This window comes from Candidatus Kryptoniota bacterium, from assembly GCA_036567965.1.
Taxonomy (GTDB): Bacteria; Bacteroidota; Ignavibacteria; order Kryptoniales; family JAKASW01; genus JAKASW01.
Genome location: DATCTN010000003.1, coordinates 1 through 21,353, shown reverse-complemented (window position 1 = coordinate 21,353; position 21,353 = coordinate 1). Strand labels below are relative to the sequence as shown.

Annotated in this window: 19 protein-coding genes; 16 read left to right on the top strand and 3 right to left on the bottom strand. The window is 50.1% G+C overall.

Annotated features, from left to right (window positions below):
* Positions 1–9: 9 nt before the first annotated feature.
* A complete protein-coding gene (locus tag VIS48_00500) occupies positions 10–2,358 on the top strand; it encodes a T9SS type A sorting domain-containing protein (protein ID HEY9164620.1) in 2,349 nt (782 codons plus the stop codon).
* A 133-nt stretch (positions 2,359–2,491) separates the two neighbouring features.
* On the opposite strand, the gene VIS48_00495 is transcribed toward VIS48_00500, so the two are convergent.
* Both VIS48_00495 and VIS48_00490 read right to left on the bottom strand, forming a co-directional pair.
* Positions 2,492–2,995, bottom strand: a complete 504-nt coding sequence (locus VIS48_00495; protein ID HEY9164619.1) for a hypothetical protein — start codon at positions 2,993–2,995, stop codon at positions 2,492–2,494.
* A 135-nt stretch (positions 2,996–3,130) separates the two neighbouring features.
* The gene (locus VIS48_00490; GenBank protein ID HEY9164618.1) at positions 3,131–3,715 is read right to left on the bottom strand and encodes a hypothetical protein; all 585 of its coding nucleotides are present in this window, start codon (positions 3,713–3,715) and stop codon (positions 3,131–3,133) included.
* Positions 3,716–4,001: 286 nt separating this feature from the next.
* Between VIS48_00490 and VIS48_00485 the strand changes: the two genes are divergently transcribed.
* From VIS48_00485 to VIS48_00460, 6 genes are all read left to right on the top strand, one after another.
* Complete coding sequence (locus VIS48_00485) at positions 4,002–4,604, top strand: TetR/AcrR family transcriptional regulator (protein ID HEY9164617.1); 603 nt, start codon at positions 4,002–4,004, stop codon at positions 4,602–4,604.
* Between the two features lie 57 nt (positions 4,605–4,661).
* A complete protein-coding gene (locus VIS48_00480; protein HEY9164616.1) occupies positions 4,662–5,405 on the top strand; it encodes an outer membrane lipoprotein-sorting protein in 744 nt (247 codons plus the stop codon).
* A 69-nt stretch (positions 5,406–5,474) separates the two neighbouring features.
* The gene (locus VIS48_00475) at positions 5,475–6,656 is read left to right on the top strand and encodes an FtsX-like permease family protein (protein ID HEY9164615.1); all 1,182 of its coding nucleotides are present in this window, start codon (positions 5,475–5,477) and stop codon (positions 6,654–6,656) included.
* A gap of 50 nt (positions 6,657–6,706) precedes the next feature.
* Positions 6,707–7,870: an ABC transporter permease gene (locus tag VIS48_00470; protein ID HEY9164614.1), complete on the top strand. Its 1,164-nt coding sequence runs from the start codon at positions 6,707–6,709 to the stop codon at positions 7,868–7,870.
* A gap of 18 nt (positions 7,871–7,888) precedes the next feature.
* Positions 7,889–8,599, top strand: coding sequence for an ABC transporter ATP-binding protein (locus VIS48_00465; GenBank protein HEY9164613.1), 711 nt, complete (start codon positions 7,889–7,891; stop codon positions 8,597–8,599).
* Positions 8,600–8,708: 109 nt separating this feature from the next.
* A complete protein-coding gene (locus VIS48_00460; protein HEY9164612.1) occupies positions 8,709–9,848 on the top strand; it encodes a hypothetical protein in 1,140 nt (379 codons plus the stop codon).
* A gap of 258 nt (positions 9,849–10,106) precedes the next feature.
* Here the strand turns inward: VIS48_00460 and VIS48_00455 are convergent, their stop codons facing one another.
* The gene (locus VIS48_00455) at positions 10,107–10,265 is read right to left on the bottom strand and encodes a hypothetical protein (GenBank protein HEY9164611.1); all 159 of its coding nucleotides are present in this window, start codon (positions 10,263–10,265) and stop codon (positions 10,107–10,109) included.
* A gap of 647 nt (positions 10,266–10,912) precedes the next feature.
* Here VIS48_00455 and VIS48_00450 point away from each other — a divergent pair.
* The 9 genes from VIS48_00450 to VIS48_00410 all read left to right on the top strand — a co-directional run.
* Positions 10,913–11,512, top strand: a complete 600-nt coding sequence (locus VIS48_00450; protein ID HEY9164610.1) for a type IV toxin-antitoxin system AbiEi family antitoxin domain-containing protein — start codon at positions 10,913–10,915, stop codon at positions 11,510–11,512.
* 104 nt (positions 11,513–11,616) lie between these two features.
* The gene (locus VIS48_00445) at positions 11,617–12,426 is read left to right on the top strand and encodes a nucleotidyl transferase AbiEii/AbiGii toxin family protein (protein HEY9164609.1); all 810 of its coding nucleotides are present in this window, start codon (positions 11,617–11,619) and stop codon (positions 12,424–12,426) included.
* Between the two features lie 746 nt (positions 12,427–13,172).
* Positions 13,173–14,222 (top strand): sugar phosphate nucleotidyltransferase, encoded by a 1,050-nt coding sequence (locus tag VIS48_00440; protein ID HEY9164608.1) that lies wholly within the window; start codon positions 13,173–13,175, stop codon positions 14,220–14,222.
* Complete coding sequence (tal, locus tag VIS48_00435) at positions 14,152–15,270, top strand: transaldolase (GenBank protein HEY9164607.1); 1,119 nt, start codon at positions 14,152–14,154, stop codon at positions 15,268–15,270. Before VIS48_00440 ends, tal begins: the two co-directional genes overlap by 71 nt.
* Positions 15,271–15,543: 273 nt before the next feature.
* Positions 15,544–15,966, top strand: coding sequence for a hypothetical protein (locus tag VIS48_00430; GenBank protein ID HEY9164606.1), 423 nt, complete (start codon positions 15,544–15,546; stop codon positions 15,964–15,966).
* Between the two features lie 247 nt (positions 15,967–16,213).
* On the top strand, positions 16,214–17,893 hold the full coding sequence (gene pgm / locus VIS48_00425; protein ID HEY9164605.1) for a phosphoglucomutase (alpha-D-glucose-1,6-bisphosphate-dependent): 1,680 nt from the start codon (positions 16,214–16,216) through the stop codon (positions 17,891–17,893).
* Positions 17,890–18,405, top strand: coding sequence for a HEAT repeat domain-containing protein (locus tag VIS48_00420; GenBank protein ID HEY9164604.1), 516 nt, complete (start codon positions 17,890–17,892; stop codon positions 18,403–18,405). Before pgm ends, VIS48_00420 begins: the two co-directional genes overlap by 4 nt.
* Positions 18,402–20,948 carry an alpha-glucan family phosphorylase gene (gene glgP, locus VIS48_00415; GenBank protein HEY9164603.1) on the top strand — a complete coding sequence of 849 codons (2,547 nt, stop codon included), beginning with the start codon at positions 18,402–18,404 and terminating at the stop codon, positions 20,946–20,948. Before VIS48_00420 ends, glgP begins: the two co-directional genes overlap by 4 nt.
* A gap of 99 nt (positions 20,949–21,047) precedes the next feature.
* The coding region (locus VIS48_00410; protein HEY9164602.1) for a slipin family protein at positions 21,048–21,353 on the top strand (306 nt) is incomplete at its 3' end.

Below are 21,353 nucleotides of genomic sequence, written 5' to 3'. Positions count from 1 at the left end.
GGAAAGAAGATGAGGAATTTCGTTCTCTACTTGTTGGGACTCGTTCTCGCCTCTACGAGCTCGACTTACTCACAGTGGGTGAAGCTGAACGGACCTTATGCCAACGGTAGCGCGTACGGTATCATCAATACCGACTCTCTCATTTGCATGGCGACCTATGGCGATGGAATCTTCGTATCGACGGACAACGGCAACAGGTGGATCCGAGGGAATTCCGGATTGGCGGATGAATATATCCAGTCTCTTGCTATTCTGGGAAAAAATCTGATTGCCGGATCGCTTCAAACCGGGATCTACTTTTCTACCGACTGCGGATTGCATTGGAAGCAATCAACCGGTGTGACAGGCTTGGCCACGGACGCGCAATGCCTGGCAGTTCACGATTCCACAATCTTTGCGGGCGGGGTCTACCTGGGATACTTCTCCACAGACAGCGGTGCAACCTGGCAGCAGCTCGGAGGGCAGGTAGGATACAACGGCGCCGATTGCTACACCTTCCTCGATTCCGAAATCTACGCTGGATCATGGAACGATGGAATTTACCGGTCCACAGACGAAGGCCTTTCATGGAGCGGCACCGCAAATCCACCTTCGTTCCAGATATCTGCCATGGTCACTTTCGGAAACAAGATCTTTGCAGGAGCGGTGGGCGGACTTTATGTGTCAACAGACCGGGCTTCCAGTTGGGTGAGTTCAGACAGCGGTCGCATGGCAGGATTGGTGAATTGTATAGTCACTGACGGATCCTACATTTATGTGGGTTCAAACAGCGGTGGAGTGTACATTTCGGCCGACAGCGGAACGACCTGGACACAGACGGACCTCTACAAGAGCAATCCGGATGTCTTTTCGTTAGCAGTGAAAGACTCTACGATCCTGGCTGGAACGGGATTGGAAGGGGGATTATATCGTTCGACGGACAAGGGCCGGACCTGGCACCAATTGAATAGCGGACATACGAACCTTGCGGTGCCGGCGGTCGCCGGATGCGGTCCGAACCTCCTGGCGGGGACTGCCGGAGGCGGGATGTATATTTCAACCGACAGCGGGTCCACATGGACGCAAAGCATGAACGGACTCCAAGGTGGAAACGTGAGCTGCATAATCGTTCGCGACTCGAAAGTTTATTTGGGCACTGTATCGCAAGGGGTTTCTCTGTCCACCGATGGCGGGTGGAGCTGGAATGCTTTTGGGCTCTATGGCGGTTTCACAATCCAGTCACTTGCCGTTAACGTTTCGTTTTTATATGCCGGCTTGAATGGCGGCGTGTCTTACTCTGATACGCAATCGGCCGGGTGGATGTATTTGGGGAATGGTCTCACCTGTACGGATGTCAGGACGCTCGCGACTCACAACGGCAATATTCTGGCGGGCACCTGGGGCGGGGGAGTCTTCCGAACAACCGGATCGACCTGGACACAAGTCAACAACGGACTGACTTACCTCGGGGTCTCATCACTTGCCGTTGAAAGGTCAAATGTATTTGCCGGAACTTTCGACGGCGGTGTCTTTGTGACGGCAAACGACGGAACTCTCTGGAAACAATCGGACACCGGATTGAGAGATACGAATATCCATTCTGTCATCACCGACGGCAGCGATTTGTTTGCAGCGACAGACAGCGGGATATATGTTTCGACGAGCGAAAATGTGGCCTGGTTCTTTGCCGGATTGGAAGAAGACACCGCTTACACACTGGCGTTGGTAGGTTCGAATATATACGCAGGTACGCCTGCAGGTATCTTTAGACGCCCATTGACTCAGTTGTACGCGTTACTTCTCTCTCCACCGATCCTCGCCACTCCGCGGAACGATTCAAGTGGCGCAGTTGATTCAATCAAACTCGCTTGGAGGAAAGTTGCCAATGCAACCAGCTACCGTATCCAGCTGTCGTCTGACAGTATGTTCTCCCGAATCCTCGTGGATTCGTCGTCCGTGCTTGACACTTGCCTTGAGGTCGAAGGGTTAAAAGGGGACTCTGTGTATTTCTGGAGAGCCAGTGCCCTGGATACTACCGGGTCAAGCGGGTGGTCGGATACTTGGACTTTCACGGCGGGCCCTTTGACGGCCGTCAGACCGGGGAAAGACATTCCAACCGATTTCGCGCTTCATCAGAATTATCCAAACCCGTTCAATCCTACAACGGTGATCAAATATCAATTGCCGGTAAGCAATTACGTGAGCTTGAAGGTTTATGATGTGCTGGGCAGAGAAGTCGCTGTGCTGGTAGAAAGAAAAGAGAACGCAGGAGCGTACAACGCAAGTTTCGATGGGAGTAATTTGCCGAGCGGAGTCTACTTCTATAGGCTTCAAGCGGGCGCATTTAAACGAGTCAAGAAGATGATCTTGATGAGATAGAGCCTCAACATCTTAATAAGTACATCATGTCTCAAACATCTTTCTACTTTGGGTACCAGCGGGACAGCGACCACGATTCTCTAATTTTTTTCTTGGTTTTGAAAAGGGCTCTACTGGACATGTAAGCGTATCACTATGCGGTTGATAATTTCGGATAATTTATAGAGTTTTTTACCGAATCGCGAGTCTGGAGTGTGACGTTAGAGAGTTCAATTGGGGAGTTGCCATTGCGGTATCTTCTTTTGCCCTTGCAGTCGGTGTAAGGTTTAAAGCGTATATAGTTTCTGATCAAGTTGAGATAGTTAGAAGCGGTGCTTACGGACTGGAAGGCCTCGATGGTTTTAAGTCTTCTCTGAAGTTGTCTGTTGAAGTTCTCGACCATGATATTTGTTCGTGGTATGTCATGGTTAATGGTGTGAGTCGTAAGTGCATCAAGATTGTTTATCAGGAAGGATATCACCTGGGGATATTGGTTGTTGTACTTTCGCCTGATGCTCCTGAGGTGCCGAGAGACATCAGGGGTGGTTTTCTGGTAGAGCATCTCACGAACGGCTGTAATTAAATTTTCTTTTGCCAGATATTCTCGCTCGATGATGGCGAGCTCGTTTCTCATTTCCACAAGCCTCTCTTTGGTCATGTCGTAATACACCTTCTTGTCTTCCAGCCTTGCAGAGATGCAGTCGTACTTATTCTTGAACCGGATATAGGCCTGTTTGACTTGAGGGAGGTTGAGCTGACGCCTAACGATCTCCAGTCCATGCCATATGCACTTTTAGTGCAAAATCTTGCCGCCAAACACGTTTTTGACCGTGTTGTCCAGGATCGGATCAAGGTCTGTCGTTACTGCTCTTACTCTGTAACCGATATGATCCACCAGATACCTGAAAAAGTTGTCGTAGGCCTGCTGGTTCGGTTCTTCGATGAGCTCCATGTGCACCGGATCCCCGGTTGTATCGACAGCCACCAGACTGAGGTATCTCTTTCCACGTACGCTCACGTACTTATCGTCGATGGCAATAAACCCATCCCATCTCGGGCTGAACTCCTGACTTATCTCCATGCTGCTCTTGCTCAGCTCTGCCACGTCGTTGACCATCTTGCATAGATATCGCGGCGATATGCTTAAGGCGAACTTCTCCTTCAATCGCTTCGACATCACTCGGTAGCTCACTCTCTCTTCGACGTGCATCCGGGTCAGCTCTGCTTTGAAATCAAATCCGTACTTTGTTCCCTTGTCTGCTCGTAGGCTGAACACTGCGTTGCATTCTTTGCATCTATATTTCTGTACCTCCCGATCGCTGTGACGGTCTATGCTCCCCGGCCTTATCACTCGCTTTCCGTTCCGTACTGTCTTCAAACTTCCACACTTCAAACATCTCATCCTGCCTGCCTGCGCGTAGCCGCTTCGGCGAAGGCAGGCGTCTCTTTCTCGGTCCTCTTTCCAAGAATGCCTCTCCCAAAGGGATCCCTTCGGGACTTTATCCAGTTCGTGGACTCGATAATCTCAGCATCTTCAATTAGTTCGGCAACTTATACTAATTTCATCAACCGAGAATTGACACGCTTACTCTACGTAGCACTTGACACCAAAGGAGAACCTTTTTAACTTGGTTATTGACTGACTAGTCAGTCAATAAGAAATCATGGTACCGAAAGAAGTAAACCCCAAGACAAAACGCAGGGGACAGATAATTGAAGCTGCCCTCAAAGCATTCTCGCGGCATGGACTTAAAGAGACAAGTATGGATCAGATAGTCCAAGAATCAGGGGTGAGCAAAGGGTTGCTATACTGGTACTTCAAAAGTAAGGATGAGCTGATACAGGCTGTTTTCAAATCCTTCTTTGAAGGTGCGATCGGAATGACGGGAATAGCAGAATCGTCAGCTAGCGCAATCGAACGATTGATTAGATTTAGAAATGTCGCGGTTTCAGAGATAGCTAGAGTCTTTCGGTTCAGACCCATCATCCAGGAATTGTATGTATTCGCCTTTCGAAACAAAGCAATCAAGAAGCTTGCGAAGAAAGAGTTCGATATCTATCTCGATCTCTTAAAGAACATTTTACAGGACGGGATTAACAGGGGCGAGTTCCGCAATGTTGACCCGGCCGACGTTTCCAACACTATCATAGCAATTATCGAAGGCACATCACTTCTATTCTTCATGGGCGCTATGGATGCCGACGTCGGAGAGCAGATCGGGAACGGGATTAGTCTAATCATAGAGGCGATAAAAGTGCCCGAATGAATTGCTTCTGCAAAATAGTAAATCTCGTATTTACTTCGGAACATTAGGGATTATGAAATGATACGTTACGTTTTTATGTCACTCTTCACGCTGATTGCGCTTTCAGGCAAGGGGCTTTCGCAAGATGGAAAGCAATTAATACAAAAGGCTGAAGATGCCATAAAAGGTAAATCGTCAAGTCATTCCGTAATGGAAATGGCGATCACCACTCCCGACTACAACAGAACAATGAAAATGGAGAGCTGGTCGATCGGCGATGAGAAGGCACTCGTTAAGATCCTTGCTCCCGAACGCGAGGCGAACAATCGTACTCTCAAACTCGGGAACGAAATCTGGATGTATCTCCGAGCAACTGAGACCACAATCCGGATCCCTCCATCAATGATGCTCCAATCATGGAACGGGTCGGACTATACCTATGACGACATGGTGCGCGGCGAAACTCTTGCTGAAGATTACGATATCACGATAATAGGAACGGAGAGAATGGACAATACCGATTGCTGGAAGTTGCAGCTGAGTCCCAAGCCAAATGCCCCTGTCGTTTGGGGAAAGATTATATATTGGGTACGAAAAGAAGATGACCTTCCTTCGCAAGTTGAGTATTTCGATGAAAAAGGGAAATTGATGCGCACGATGGTAATGAGCGATTTTAGAGTCATCGGAGGCAGGAAGATACCCGCAGTTTGGACGATGTACAATTCCGACAAAACTCATTCGACTGAGATTAAAATGGACGATGCGACGTTCGATAGAAAGATTCCGAACAGCATTTTCTCGTTAAAGGAATTGGAGAGGTAGTCGGTCGTGTTGCTTGTGAGCATTGCCTGGCGAAGTCTGTGGCGGAACTGGCGGCGAACGTTGATAGCGATGGCCGCAGTAATCTTCGCAATTTCACTCTCAATCATCCAACGCGGAATACAGTATGGAACATACGCAGAGACTATCAACACAGCGGTTCGTATGTCTACTGGTTACCTCCAGATTCAGAAGGTAGGTTACAACCAGGCTCCGACACTGCAGAAGAGTTTTGAATTAACTCCAAAGATTCTTGATGAAGTCAAAAGCAATCCGCAAATCAACGGTTACTCGCCGAGGATTCAGACCGACGGGCTTCTGAGCTATCGCGATCAGTCTATCGGCGTGATGGTGATGGGTGTCTCGCCCAAGACAGAACCGCTCGTGACGGACTGCAAAAAGAAAATAGAAACCGGTCGTTTCCTCGCGGCTGACTCTCCTAAAAGGGATTACAATCCTCCCGAAATTGTCGTCGGATACAGACTGCTGGCAAACCTTGGTGCCCAGGTTGGAGATTCGGTAGTGATGCTCGCACAGGGATTTGATGGCACACTGGACAACATCTTTGTAATAATCGTTGGTACGTTCAAGACTGGCTCTGATGAATTTGATCGAAGTGGTGCCTTCATGGACATTAGCGATCTTCAGAATTTTCTCGGGATGGGGAATAGAATAAATGCACTTGCAATCTCAGTAAGGAGCCAAGATGACATCCAGGAAGTGGCGAATAAGCTGAATCATGGATTGAGGCAAACTGGACTAGTCGCACTGTCCTGGCAGGAGTTGTTGCCGCAATTGAAGCAGACCATAGAGCTCGACAATTCCAGCGGTGTGCTCTATATAATAATTCTGCTAGCGGTGGTTGGATTTGGGATATTGAACACGGTTCTTATGTCAATTACGGAAAGGTTCAGGGAATACGGCGTGATGCTCTCCCTCGGAATGCGCCAAGAGAAATTGGTTCTCGCGGTAGGGTTGGAAGTGTTCTTTATGCTCGTATTAGGGTTCCTAATCGGAAACGGAATCGGAATTGCGGTCAATTCGTACCTTGTGCAGCATCCCATCCAATTGGGAGGTGACGTCGCAGAACTCTACAGAGCATACAACTTCGCACCAGTACTCGTCTCGTCACTTTCGTTCAAAATTTTCCTTGATTCCAGCCTGACGATACTGGGCATCTCGGTAGTCGCGGCGGTTTATCCGTTATGGAGAGTGTTGAAACTAGAGCCACTTAAAGGAATACGATATACCTGATGATACGCAAGATTGCCTGGCGTAATATCTTGCGGAATAAACGGAGGTCATTGATACTGATCATTTCGATCACGATCGGCGTTATGGCTATGATTCTTACCGACGGTATCTCTGTCGGCATGATGCAGCAGATGCTGACAAACCAGATCGGTGCCGACGCGGGTTATATTCAGATTCACAAAAAGGGTTACCAGGCAAATCCTGCGCTCAAGAATTCGATCGGCGATCCGTATGGGATCCGAACAGCGCTCGCAAACGAGAGTCTTCCATGCAATGTGTCCGAAAGATTGCGGACATTTGGACTCGTCAGCAGTGCTTATAATTCGTCTGGAGTCTCGATCCTTGGGGTTGAACCAAGTTCAGAGAAGAAGGTGACCACGATCTGCAAATATGTCACCAAAGGAACTTATCTCTCCGGTAAGCCTGCTGAAATCTTGATAAGTTCATCTGCAGCTGAAAAATTGAAGGTGGAGCTTGGCGACAAAGTGGTCGTGATGGCGTCGCGCTTTGACGGGAGTATTGGGTCAGAAGCGTGCCGCGTTGTCGGAATATTCGAAACGTTCGATTCAGGTTTCGATCAGGGACACGTTTATATTCCGATGCAGACCGCTCAGCAGCTGCTTGGCGCGGATGGGCGTATTTCAGAATTTGTTGTTAATCCTATCGACGCCAAAAAGGCCGATATGGTCGCCGATAACATAAGATCCAAATTGGCGAACTCCTATGAAGTGCTGACTTACAGGCAAATGCTCCCGCTCCTCGTCATGCAGGTACAGCTTTATGATGAAACCATCTACATATTTTACGCAATCATCGTCATCGCTTTAATATTCGGCATAGTCAACACGATGCTCATGGCAGTCATGGAGCGAACGCATGAATTTGGCGTGGATATGGCTATAGGAATGTCGAACAGGAGAATTTTCGCCATGATCCTCACGGAGGCTGCGTTTCTCGGCATAGTCGGCACAGCAGTCGGCCTCGTCGCATCTTTCGCAATATTCATCCCTCTTTCTTATTCAGGATGGAACCTAGCGATGTTTTCCGAAAGCCTTAGATCGCTCGGTGTCGGTACGACCATTTATCCGATCTTGACTGCCTCGTCGCTTGTCAACGCGACGGTGATCATCCCAATCTCGACCGTCATTGGTGCTCTCTATCCAGCGACCAGGGCAATAAGACTGCGGCCTGTCGAGGCAATTCGAGCAACTTAGAAATGGGATATTAAAACCATGGAAACAAGGACAATCATTTCGGAAATCGTTCGCGTCGAGAATGTGAAAAAGACTTACCAGGATAACGGGGTACCGGTCGACGCGCTCAAAGGGATAAACCTGAAAATTTTGCCCCAGGACTTTTCAGTAATCGCTGGTCCGTCAGGTTCAGGAAAGACAACTCTGTTAAACATCATTGGTACGCTTGATAAGCCCACTGAGGGAAAAGTTTATCTCGATGGAGCATACGTGGCATCGAAAACGCGACGCGAACTCGCCGACATACGCCTGAGGAAGATCGGGTTTGTCTTCCAGGCATACAACCTCAACCCCGTGTTGAGCGCTCTGGAGAATGTCGAGTTCACGATGATGCTCCGCGGCATTAATTCCGTCGAGAGAAAAAAGAAATCACTGGCTCTTCTTAACCAGCTCGGTATCGGCGACCTCGCCAACAAGCGTCCCAATGAGATGAGCGGCGGTCAGCAGCAGCGCGTGGCAATTGCTAGAGCCATTTCGAACGATCCCAGACTGGTGCTTGCGGATGAACCCACCGCGAATCTAGACTCGGAGACGGCCGCGAGACTCCTCGACCTGATGGAAAGACTGAACCGCGAAGACGGTATCACGTTCGTCTTTTCGTCGCACGATCCACAGGTGATCGACCGCGCTCACCGGCTTCTTACCCTTAAGGACGGCCAGATTGTTGCCGACAAGAAGATTACGGCATAATCTGACTTGCGTGGGACATTACTACCAACGTATGAATGCGCGCACTGATTACTTAACTTGGTCGTTTCTTCTACGCTTAGATAGATGGCTGATTTGTTCGTCGCTCATCTTGATTTCTTCTGCAGCTCCATCGCTAGCTCAGAATTCGTTCGTCCCTCCCGCGACATTCGATTTCTCGGGTTATGTTGTCGATCTCCCGGTTTACGAACTCTTGCAACCCGCATTCGCGCAGTTGGCCGGAACTTCCAATTCAGAGTTTGACAACCTAGCGCGTTTGCGACTGAGACCGACGATTCACCTCGGCGAGGAATCCAAGATCGGCATGGAATACGAAATCGACGGCCTATATTTTTCTGAAAGTACCGCATACGGACTGACCGCAACGACACCCCAGCGACAGGTAACTAGCCTTCGCTGGCAGCCCGTTGACAAGAATCATTTCACGATCTCTGACTATATAGACCGGCTTTATTTCGATCAGGATTTTTCATTCGGGTCATTCGTTGTAGGACGGCAGCGAATCAGCTGGGGAACCGGCCGCGTGTGGAATCCCACAGATGTTTTTAATCCGATCAATCCGGCAAATTTCGGCAAAATAGAGAAGGACGGAGCAGATGCGGCTTCAATGAAGTTTTATCTCGGTCAGCTCACGGATATCCAGCTGGTCTATAACGCGGAGTATCATTTTAAGTATTCCGATTATGCGGCAAGGTTCAGGACCAATGTGGTAGGATATGACTTCTCGATAATGACGGGTTATGTCGATAAGCGGCTCGATTTCGGAGGCGACTTCGCAGGAGATGTAGGCGGCGCCGGTGTCCGCGGCGAATTGCTTACTTCAAATGACGAGTTCGGGAACGGCTCATACTACGTGAAGTGGATACTCGGCTCGGATTATCAATTCACAGACAAATTGTACGGCTTGATCGAGTATTACCATAACGGACAGGGTTCGCTCGATAAGAGTCAGTACGATCTGTCTGGACTTTTTAGCGGGGCGATTCTCAATCTTGCGAAGGATTATTTCGTAATAAGCGGATCGTACCAGCTTACACCCCTTCTTACAGTCACGCTCTCATCCAATTCAAACTTCAACGACGGCAGCGGATACGTCGCAGGGACTCTCAGTTATTCCACAAGCGACAATTCATCGGTGGCGGTCGGAATGCTTTACACATATGGAAGCCAGCTTGCGGAATACTGGTACTACCCAAGAGACTATTACCTGAAACTCGAGACATACTTCTGACTGACCTTGCCCCCAATTAGTGTTCCTGTCTTGAGCTAGCAGTCTTGACCAAGGAATACCTTTCCAAGGGTTATTTCCCGGTCAACAATTGGAATTCCGATCTTTAAGAAGTTTGAGTCATCATTCCGATCGAGGAGTCTGGCCCCTATTTATTTCTTCCTCGCATTTCTGCGATTGACCCACCCCCGCAAAACCCAAGGTAAAGGTTGACGGAGTGTCGTGTCACTAAGTTATAGTGGTACACAGCATGAGCGTAGGTCAGTTTCTGTTCTTTGTATCGTTCAAGGTCTTCAAGGCCTTACTCACCCATGCCCGAGTTGTGCCGAGATTGCGTGCAAGCTCGGACTGGTTCTTCACAATTCCGCTTGTGATTAGAGATTTGTACGCCTGAGCTCTCTTCACTGGATCTGTTTTCATAACAGATGGTTCCTTTGCATCAAGAGGAATCCTATTGTCGCAAAAGGCGGTTGACAGACTTTCAATACCGACGTTCTGAAGATTGAAGTATTGAGCCAGTTTCGCTGAATCGAGATAGAAAACATTCTCTCCTCTCTGAATTTTCCTGCAGATTATGGGGAATTTGAGGACTAAAAAGTTGGTAGAACTGCACGGACCGAGGAGCAAAGGGGTCAAGTCCAGCAACTGCTGTTGGTTCGTCCCGGTAGATTGAGTGCAAACACGGTTGTCCACCAACCTCCTTTCTATTCTGCTCAAACCCGCTACCCATTAACCAGCCTGTTCCTAATTTGGAGGCTATAAAATCTAGCGTTTAGGAATCTTTGTCTGGGTCTTATTGCCAATGCCTGATCAGATTTCTAACTTCAGATTGGTACATCAATCGGGGGCAGGTCAATGGTACAGGGTCGACGAGGCTTGAAGCCGCGACCTCCTGCGTGACAGTCGTGCTAAGGTGCTTCACACAAATGGAAGCAACAACTCCAACTTAGATAGAGAAAGAGTACCGTTGGAAATATGCTTGATTCTTTCTTAACCATTGACAATATTACCTATCGAAACCAATAAGTATAGGTAATTCTATCATGCCTCTTGCCAAAAGAAAAACTATGTCGCGCATGGAAAGAGGGATCGCCGTCTTTCAAAGGAACGGTGGAATCCTTAGGACAACAGATGCTCTTCGAGCTGGAATACATCCAGCAACTCTGTATTCTCTGCACAAAGATGGAAAGATTGAAAAGCTCAGCCGAGGGGTTTACAAAATTGCAGGACGTCCACAGCTCAGCAACCCGGACCTCGTGAAAGTTGCTACCAGAATCCCCAATGGTGTGATATGCCTTCTCTCTGCACTCTCGTTCCACGATCTGACAACTCACATTCCACACGAGGTTGACATAGCGCTCCCTTCCGGTGCTGAACAGCCACGCCTCGAACATCCGCCGTTCAGAGCATACCGCTTCAGGGGCAAGTCGTTCACAGAAGGGATCGAAACCCACAGCATAGATGGCGTGCAGGTCCGAATTTATTCGACGGAAAAAACTCTGGCTGATTGTTTTAAGTTCCGTAATAAAATCGGCATCGGTACTGCAGTCGAGGCCCTCCGTCTGTACCGCCAACGAGGAAAAATAAAGTCAAGCGAACTAATGAAGTTCGCAGCCATTTGTCGGGTAAAGGCTGTTATGCGGCCATATCTTGAGGCAATCTTCTAGATGGCTCGCGAAGTTATCAACCTTCCAGCTTCAGTTCATCAACGGCTCCTGAACAAACCACCGAGTCTTCGCGCCCATTCAATGAGCTCCTGCAGTACTTCCCGATGGAGCGGTTCATTTACCGTTTGTCGAAGACGAGTCACGCCAGCAAGTTCATCCTCAAAGGGGCATTGATGTTTTCCGTCTGGGGGTCACCAGCCTCGCGTCCTACTAAAGACATAGACCTTCTGGGAAAGACCAGCAACAACATCCGTGGTATGGAAAAGATCATGAAGGATGCTTGTAAGGTGAAAGTTGAGCCCGATGGAATGACCTTCGATGAAGACAGTGTCGTTGGAGAGCCAATCGCGGAGGATGCAGACTACGAAGGAGTAAGGGTGACACTTCAAGGTGCACTCGGAAATGCACGAGTCAGTCTTCAGATTGATATAGGCTTCGGAGACATTGTCAGTCCTAGTCCTTTCAGAATATCATACCCTACAATTCTTGATTTCCCGGCCCCAAAGGTCAATGGCTACACCAAGAGAACCGCAATCGCTGAAAAATTTCAGGCTATGTTTAAGCTCGGTATCCTCAACAGCAGAATGAAAGACTTTTACGATGTTTGGCTCATGACCCGCATGTTAGATTTCAAAGGTGAAGATCTAGTGAACGCTATCCAAAAGACTTTCAAGAACAGAAAGACGGATATTATTGCTCGGCCTCCGATATTTGATGCCAATTTCTGCAACGATAAGAATAAGCAAACCCAGTGGAAAGCATTCATTACAAAGAGTAAACTGACTAACGCTCCCGCGGACTTTTGCAGCGCTGTTGCCGACATTGAAAAGTTTCTAAGTCCTGTTCTCGACGCGATTCTGTCTAAGGAGCCTCCAAGAAAACTGTGGACGCCCTCAGAGAATTGGAAGGGGTAACGATTCTGAAAGCATGATTCATCCCCGCCTCCGTTTAATTCACGGAGGCGGGGCACCACTTACCTCACGATGTGCCTGCGTACCGAAGTGCGTCTCGCCGCGAGACCGCTCCTCTTGACCAATATCCGGAAATCTTGCGACCCGGTGGTCAGCCATGGTTCTGATGTATACGGCGTACGAGACTTGATACTTGACACGGCATTTTGGAACAGCCTCTCTTAGGAGTCCGGTGGCATTTACGCGCAGAAGCATGTAAAACAGGGTGGTGGGACTGCAACACATCCAGCTTGCATCAGAGTTTGACTTCATTCTGCTCAAAGAGCCGGACTAAAAAGGCGCTGGACGAATTCCTTGCTACCTAGAAATTCTGTCGTCCCTCTCCCCTTCAAAAGAATTAGTCCCCTTTTCATTCCTCCGAAGTATTTTCTGCTAACACAATCATGATTATCCTTTTACCATAACATTCAAAACCAGGTCCGGAAATCCGGGCTGGACTCCTGAAAGCGAGCGCCTGTCGTCTTCTGCGGCACAGGTTTGGCGCCATGGTGCATGCGCTCTGAAAACAGTTGAGCGATATCGCCGCTGCCTCTTGAAAGCGGATCGGATATTCGCGCGCAGGTATGAAAGTTGAGCAATTCATGACAGGCGCGGACAGCACAGACCAGAACTGGCAACGAATGTTACCAAAGCTGAACCGATGCTGAGAAGGACAAGTGCAGCAGCACATCGGAAAATAAGGAGACGTCATGTCCAAGCATAATCAGCAGATATGGGGGATTATTCTCGCGGGTGGTGAGGGCAAACGCGTTCAGTCATTCGTCCACTCAAGTTATAGCACCGACGCTCCAAAACAATATTGCACCTTTACAGGTACACGCTCAATGCTCAGGCATACGATTGACCGTGCAGAAATCCTCATCAAACCTGAGCGGCTCTTGACTACCGTGGGCAAGGAGCATTTTCGTTACGCCCAGTATCAACTCGCCGACCGTCCATCAGGAACTGTAATCGTCCAGCCGTTCAATCGCGAAACTGGTCCCGCAATACTGTATTCGCTTCTCCACGTGTGGCAGCGCGACCCTGAAGCCACAGTGTGTTTGTTCCCTTCGGATCATTTCGTGTTGAACGAACAAAGTTTTATGGAATATATTGAATTCTCCTCCGAATTTGTCAACAGCAATCCTCAGTCTATGATGCTCTTAGGCGTTAATCCTCGACATCCTGAAGGTGACTATGGCTGGATTGTCACAGGTGAACAAATCGCCGACAACGACGCGAAACGAGTGTACCATATTTCACGGTTTGTGGAAAAACCGGATCCGTTCACTGCATCCCAACTCTACCACAAAGGTAGCCTATGGAACACGATGGTCATTGTCAGTAAGGCAAAGACTCTTCTGGCATTATTCGAAACGTTCACTCCAACGGTGTATCAGGCATTCTGGGGAATACGGGACGTCCTCGGTTCATCTCTCGAAGCACACATTGTTGAAGAAGTGTATTCAAGGTTATCTCCGATGAATTTTTCATATTCTATTCTCGAAAGGAATCCTGTTGGACTTCATACCGTAAGAATAGAAGGAGTATACTGGAATGATTGGGGCGATGCGGCTCGGATTCAATCGGATATTCAACACTTCTGTGCGGTAAAAGGAACTCCGACTGTTCCTTTGCCCTTTGCGAAAATGTCCTACGAAACGGAACTGAAAACAGGGAAACAGAATAATGAACGACAATCCTTTGAAAGAATTGGGAACTCTCGGCCAGTCAATTTGGCTCGACTATATCCGACGTGATCTGATCACCAGCGGCAAACTTCGGCGTTTGATCACGGATGATGGACTGCGGGGGATGACCTCGAATCGATCCATCTTCGAGAAGGCGATAGCGGAAAGCAATATTTACGACAAGGACATTTCTGCCATGGCCCTCAAGAAAGAAGATGTTAAAGCAATCTACGAAGCTCTAAGTCAGCACGATGTACAAAATGCTGCTGACGAGTTCAGGTCTGTGTATGATAAGACCGACGGCAAGGATGGATATGTCAGCCTGGAGGTTAATCCCCATCTGGCGCATGACACCAAAGGTACAATTGAGGAAGCCCATCGATTGTGGGCTGCACTGAACCGACTAAACGTTTTAATCAAAGTCCCGGCGACGTATGATGGTCTGGATGCTATTCAGCAACTCATCAGCGAAGGAATCAACGTGAACGTGACGCTGCTCTTTGGGTTGCCTCGTTATCGGCAGGTTGTGGAAGCCTACATTGCAGGTCTCGAAGCGCGCGTAGCTCTAGGGAAGCCAGTCAAATGCATAGCTTCTGTGGCCAGCTTTTTTTTAAGTCGCATCGATACTTTGGTGGATCCGCTGGTAGAGAAATTCCTTGAGCCAGGCGGCAAGAAGACGGAGATTGCGAAGAAGGTACATGGACAAGTGGCCATCTCGAGTGCTAAGGCGGCATATCAAATCTACAAGGAGATTTTCGGCAGTAATAGATTTAAGAAACTGGCTGATAAGGGCGCTCGAGTACAGCGGCTGCTCTGGGCCAGCACAAGCACCAAGAACCCTGCCTACAGCGATATAAAATACATTGAAGAGCTAATCGGCCCGGACACCGTAAATACGATTCCGCTTGAAACCATCGACGCCTACCGCGACCACGGCGATCCGAAATTCCGCCTCAGCCAGGATGTCAAAGGAGCCGACTGGATAATGGCACAATTGCCGGAACTCGGGATCAGCATCGACAAGGTGACGCAACAGCTTGAAGACGAAGGCGTCAAGAAATTCGACGCGCCATTCGACAAGCTGATAGCAACCTTAACAAAAAAGTCAGCAGAGTAATTAAAGAGAGAACGATGGAAGCAAGCACTTATGCAGGAAAGCGTGCCAAACCCAGCGATGCCGGTGAACGTGCCCAAACTGATTACATCTTCTGCTGACACATATATGCTCTCCGTGCAGGCTTTTGCCGGTGCTATTGGAGTACTGGCGGTCAATCATGTAGAAGACACAGGAAAAATACTGACTAAAAAAAGTCCGTCCTTTTCGCTGAGTCGGCACCGTATGGCTCGTGTCAACTGGAAGGCAAATCACTAACATAAAAAGGAGAATCTCATGTTTATCGTTGATCTAATTGTTGCTCTGGCCGTTGGGTTATTTATTGTTTGGATAGTTTCCCTTGCTTTTGGCACAAGGGGTCCTTGGGGGAGCTTGCTGTGGTTTTTTCTGGTGGTATCCCTTTTCGCATGGGCTGGCGGCGTATGGCTCGTTCCCTTTGGACCCATGTGGGGGGGAATGAGCTGGTTACCCATTGTTTGTATGGGAATCTTGGCTGCGCTGTTGCTCACGGCGGCAAGCCCGCGGGCTCCCCGCAGGCGCATGACGGCGCAAGAAGAGGATGCGAAGGATAAAGCTCAATCGGAAAGCAGAGCGGTTATTGACGTCATCTTTTGGGTAGTGATTATTTGCTTGTTGCTTCTTGCCATCAGCCACTACGCCTGGTATCCCCACTACACCTTGTATCCCAGGATTCGCTGAAACCGGTTTCAGCACTCGGCCCAGAAACGAAAATCTGGATTTCGCAGCTGCCCCGGCATAGGTGTTTAGGTTGAAATCCAGAATTGCGGCCCGAGATGGTCGCGCTTGCAGCGGGCAAGCGTTGGCGACAGGAGCGAATGCACCCAATGCCCCGCAGGTACTTTTGAAACCAGTTCCAATCACAGGACGCGGGGATTGATGCAGCCACAAATGAAAATGTATCGCAAAGATACTTGAGAAAAGTGATATGAAAGTAAGTCCTTATGCAGGAAAGCCAGCCGAACCAGCAATGCTGGTTAACGTGTCCAAACTCGTCACGGCATATTATACCGAGGTGCCTGATCCGTCGGTGCCGGCGCAACGGGTTGCGTTCGGCACATCAGGGCATCGTGGCTCATCCTTCGACAAATTATTCAACGAATGGCATATTCTCGCCATCAGTCAGGCCATTTGCCTCTACCGCAATCGGCAGAAAATTGATGGCCCTCTGTTTCTCGGCATTGATACACATGCGTTGTCTGAGCCTGCTCTTGCCAGTGCTCTTGAAGTGCTGGCGGCAAATCATGTAGAGGTCATGATTGCGGAGAAAGATGAATATACGCCGACGCCGGTAATTTCTCACGCGATTCTAACGTACAACCGCGGGCGCAAGACAGGACTCGCCGACGGCATAGTGATCACGCCTTCGCATAATCCGCCTCACGACGGAGGGTTTAAATATAATCCACCAAACGGCGGGCCGGCGGAATCCGGCGTCACCGATTGGATCGAAGCGAAGTCGAATGAATTTCTTGAGAGAGACCTTCTGCATGTAAAAAGAATTCCTTTCGAGAAGGCCCTTCGCGCTGGCACGACGCACCGGCATAATTACCTCGATGCCTATGTGAGTGATCTCGGTAATGTGATCGACATGAACATCATTCGTAGCGCTAAGATTAGTATGGGGGTGGATCCGCTCGGCGGTGCGGGCGTCCACTACTGGGGGCCGATTGCAGAGCGATATGGGTTGAACCTGACAGTTGTCAACGAGGCAGTCGATCCAACCTTCCGTTTCATGACTGTGGATTGGGACGGCCAGATCCGCATGGACCCATCCTCGCCCTATGCAATGCAGAGGTTAATCGGCCTGAAGGACCGCTTCGCTATCGCTTTTGCCTGCGACACTGACCACGACCGGCACGGGATTGTTACCAAGAGTACGGGATTACTGCCGCCCAACCATTACCTTTCCGCCGCCATCTTCTACCTCTTCCAACACCGGCCGAAGTGGAGCAAGGAATCAGCGGTGGGCAAAACGGTGGTGAGCAGCCAGATGATTGATCGCGTCACCGCGAAGCTTGGCCGGAAGCTCTACGAGGTGCCGGTCGGCTTCAAGTGGTTCGTAGATGGATTGCTCGACGGCTCGCTTGGCTTCGGTGGCGAAGAGAGCGCAGGGGCTTCCTTTGCCCGTCTGAACGGCAGCGTTTGGACGACAGACAAAGATGGTATTGTCCCGGCTTTACTGGCGGCAGAGATCACAGCCCGGATGGGCCGCGATCCCGGTGAAATCTACCACGAACTCACGCGCGAGTTCGGTGAGCCTGCATACGACCGCGTTGACGCACCGGCCACTCCGGATCAAAAGGAACTGTTGGCGAAACTCTCACCCCAGCAGGTCAAGCTCGCCGAGCTGGCGGGCGAAAAAATCCAGACCGTCCTCACCCACGCCCCGGGAAACGGAGCCCCCATCGGTGGGTTGAAAGTGATGACCGAAAGCGGATGGTTCGCGGCGCGTCCGTCAGGGACCGAGAATATCTACAAGATTTATGCGGAGAGCTTCCAGGGAGCAGATCATCTGCACCGCATCTTGGAGGAAGCTCAGAGTCTTGTGAACGATGCTCTTAGAATGGGATCCGACGCGCCATTTTCTTCGGAGGAAAAACGATGAGCAAACAAGAATGGACCGGCACAAAATTAGAATCGCTGATGAATATGCTGGCAAGCAAGAAAGGTGTGACTCGCCGGAAAGCAAGGGAATCGTTGGTGGCTCTGGGTAAACCCGCCGTACCTTCCCTCACCCGGGCATTGCAGAATTCCAGGTTGGATCACCTTCGCTGGGAAGCAGCCAAGACACTCGGTGCGATCGGCGATGCGAGAGCAATACCATCCTTGGTAAAAGCACTCGAAGACAGCGACCCGGACGTGGCATGGTTGGCTGCCGAAGCATTGAAAAAATTCAAAAAGGTCGCCTGGCCGCAATTATTACGAGCGTTGATCGAGGGTGGGCCGGATTCTGTCTTGATGCGCCATGGAGCGCACCATGTTCTGCGGAATCAGAGAGAGGATGGATTCAACGATTTGCTTGCAACACTAACAAAGGCATTAGAATCCAAAACGGTTCGGGTATCGACCCCATTAGCAGCAGATGCAATCCTCAAGAAAATGAAGGCAAAATCATGAACACTCATTCACGCACCGACAGGCCGGTCAGGGAGTTTTTGCCCGCCGATATCGATGGTTTTAATTCCCTTGCCGAGCTGGCATTGAATATGCGCTGGTCGTGGAATCATGCTACCGACGAAGTGTGGCGGCAGCTTGATCCAGAACTATGGGAAATCACACATAACCCCTGGGTTGTTCTGCAGACGGTCTCGCGGGACAAACTCCAGCATGTGTTAGCCGATCCCGTTTTCCGCAAAAACGTTGACGGCCTGGTACAGACCAGACGGCGGGTGCTGGAGGCACCCGCGTGGTTTCAGCAGAATCATTCGCAGGGTTCCCTGACCTGCGCCGCTTATTTCAGCATGGAATTCATGTTGAGCGAAGCGCTGCCGATCTATTCCGGAGGACTTGGTAATGTTGCTGGCGATCAGCTCAAGGCCGCCAGCGATCTGGGCTTGCCGGTGGTCGGCATAGGACTGCTGTACCAGCAAGGATATTTCCGTCAGGTGATCGACAAGGACGGGGCACAAGAGGCAATTTATCCTTATAACGACCCCGGACAGTTGCCGATCACGCCTTTGCGTCAACCGAATGGCGAGTGGTTGCGGTTGGAAATCGCTTTACCTGGCTACTCGGTTTGGCTTCGAGCATGGCAGGTTCAGGTCGGCAGAGCAAAGCTCTACTTGCTGGATAGCAATGATGCAGCGAATTATCCCGCGCATCGTGGCATTACCAGCGAGCTCTATGGTGGTGGACCGGAGCTCCGTCTCAAGCAAGAAATTCTGCTCGGGATCGGAGGATGGCGACTGCTTGGTGCGCTTGGCATCCAACCGGAAGTCTGTCATTTAAATGAAGGGCATGCTGCTTTCGCTATCCTGGAGCGGGCCAGAAGTTTCATGGAAGAGACCGGCCAGCCTTTCGAAGTCGCGTTGGCCGTCACTCGAGCGGGAAACCTCTTCACCACCCACACGGCAGTGGCCGCCGGCTTTGATCGTTTCGCCCCGGCTCTTATCGAGCAATACGTCGGTGGATATGCCGACCAGAAACTCGGTATCACAATCCGCGATTTGCTGGCACTCGGCCGCCAGCACCCAAGCGATTCCTCCGAGAGTTTCAACATGGCTTATCTGGCAATCCGCGGCAGCGGAGCGGCCAATGGTGTAAGTCGCCTGCATGGAAAAGTCAGCCGGCAACTCTTTGAGCCTCTTTTTCCGCATTGGCCAGCTGATGAAGTGCCTGTTGGACATGTGACCAACGGAGTCCACATGCCGACTTGGGACTCCGCCGCTGCGGACGAACTTTGGACGGAAGCTTGTGGAAAAGACCGCTGGCTGGGAACAATGGAAACCATGGAGCACGATATTCGCCGCGTCTCTGATGACAGGCTCTGGAAATTTCGCACTGCCGCCAGCAAATCTCTCGTTGAATACGCACGGGAACGATTGTCCCGGCAACTGACTGCCTCCGGTGCGTCACCCAAGGCGGTTGATGAGGCGAAGAATCTGTTTGATCCCAACGTGCTGACGCTCGGCTTTGCGCGCCGCTTCGCGACCTACAAGAGACCGAACCTGCTGCTGCACGACCGGGAACGCTTGCTTCGTCTATTGACCAATTCCCAGTGCCCAGTGCAACTCATCCTTGCCGGCAAGGCTCATCCGGCAGATCAGGCTGGTCAGGCACTGATTCAGGAATGGATAAATTTCATCCGTCAGCCGGAGACCCGGCCACACGTCATCTTCCTGAGCGACTACGACATGCTGTTAACGGAACACCTAGTGCAGGGTGTGGACGTCTGGATCAACACGCCACGGCGACCATGGGAGGCGAGCGGAACGAGCGGCATGAAGGTGCTCGTCAATGGAGGCATCAATCTCTCAGAATTGGACGGCTGGTGGGCGGAAGCCTACACCCCTGAAGTGGGATGGGCATTGGGAGACGGTCGCGAGCATGGCGATGATCCCGCCTGGGACGCTGTTGAAGCCAACGCACTCTATGACCTGCTCGAGCGGGAGGTTATCCCAGAGTTTTATACACGTGACGCGAAGGGGATTCCCACTGCATGGGTCAAACGAATGCGGGAAAGCATGGCGCGATTGACGCCACAATTCTCTGCTAACCGCACGGTGCGTGAATACACCGACGAACATTACCTCCCGGCTGCCACCGCCTACCGTGAGCGCGCTGCCGATAAAGGTGCATACGGGAAGCAAATGGTCGATTGGAAGCACAGCTTGGAACAGAAATGGGACATGGTACACTTCGGCGAAGTGAAAGTCGAAACTCACGGCGACCAGCACGTCTTCGATGTTCAAGTCTATCTCAATGACCTCGATCCTAGGGATGTGTGTATAGAGCTTTATGCCAATGGCGTTAACGGTGGAGATCCGGTGCACCAGGAGATGAAGCGCGTTCGCGAATTAGCTGGCTCGTCGGGCGGCTACGTTTATAGCGCGTCTGTGTCTGCGGCACGCCCGCCATCAGATTATACGGCGCGAGTGATACCACACCGCGATGGTGTTGCGGTCCCGCTTGAAGACGCACGAATCCTGTGGCAACGGTGAATAAATTTTGAATGGAGAATTGTTAATTGACAGGCAAGTTTGTGAAAAATAAATAATGGTCATCAAATTCAGTTTTCTAAAATCATGGAGGAAATCAAAATGAGAAAGAGCAGCTCTTTTGCAGTATTGGTCTTCATTATAATTTTTGGCATTGGTTTAGGATTAGCATTTGCTATGTATAGTGTCACAGCTAGCACTTTAAGCACATGGATTGGAGTCATTGCCTTTGTTATCGCACTCGTTGTTTCTCTCGCAATTAAAGTCGCCGATCAGTGGGACAAGGCGGTGATATTGCGGTTAGGCAAGTTCCGCTCCCTCAACGGCCCGGGTCTGTTTTTCATTATCCCAATCATTGACGCAATAGCTTACTGGATTGATACCCGCGTCATTACGACCGGTTTCAAG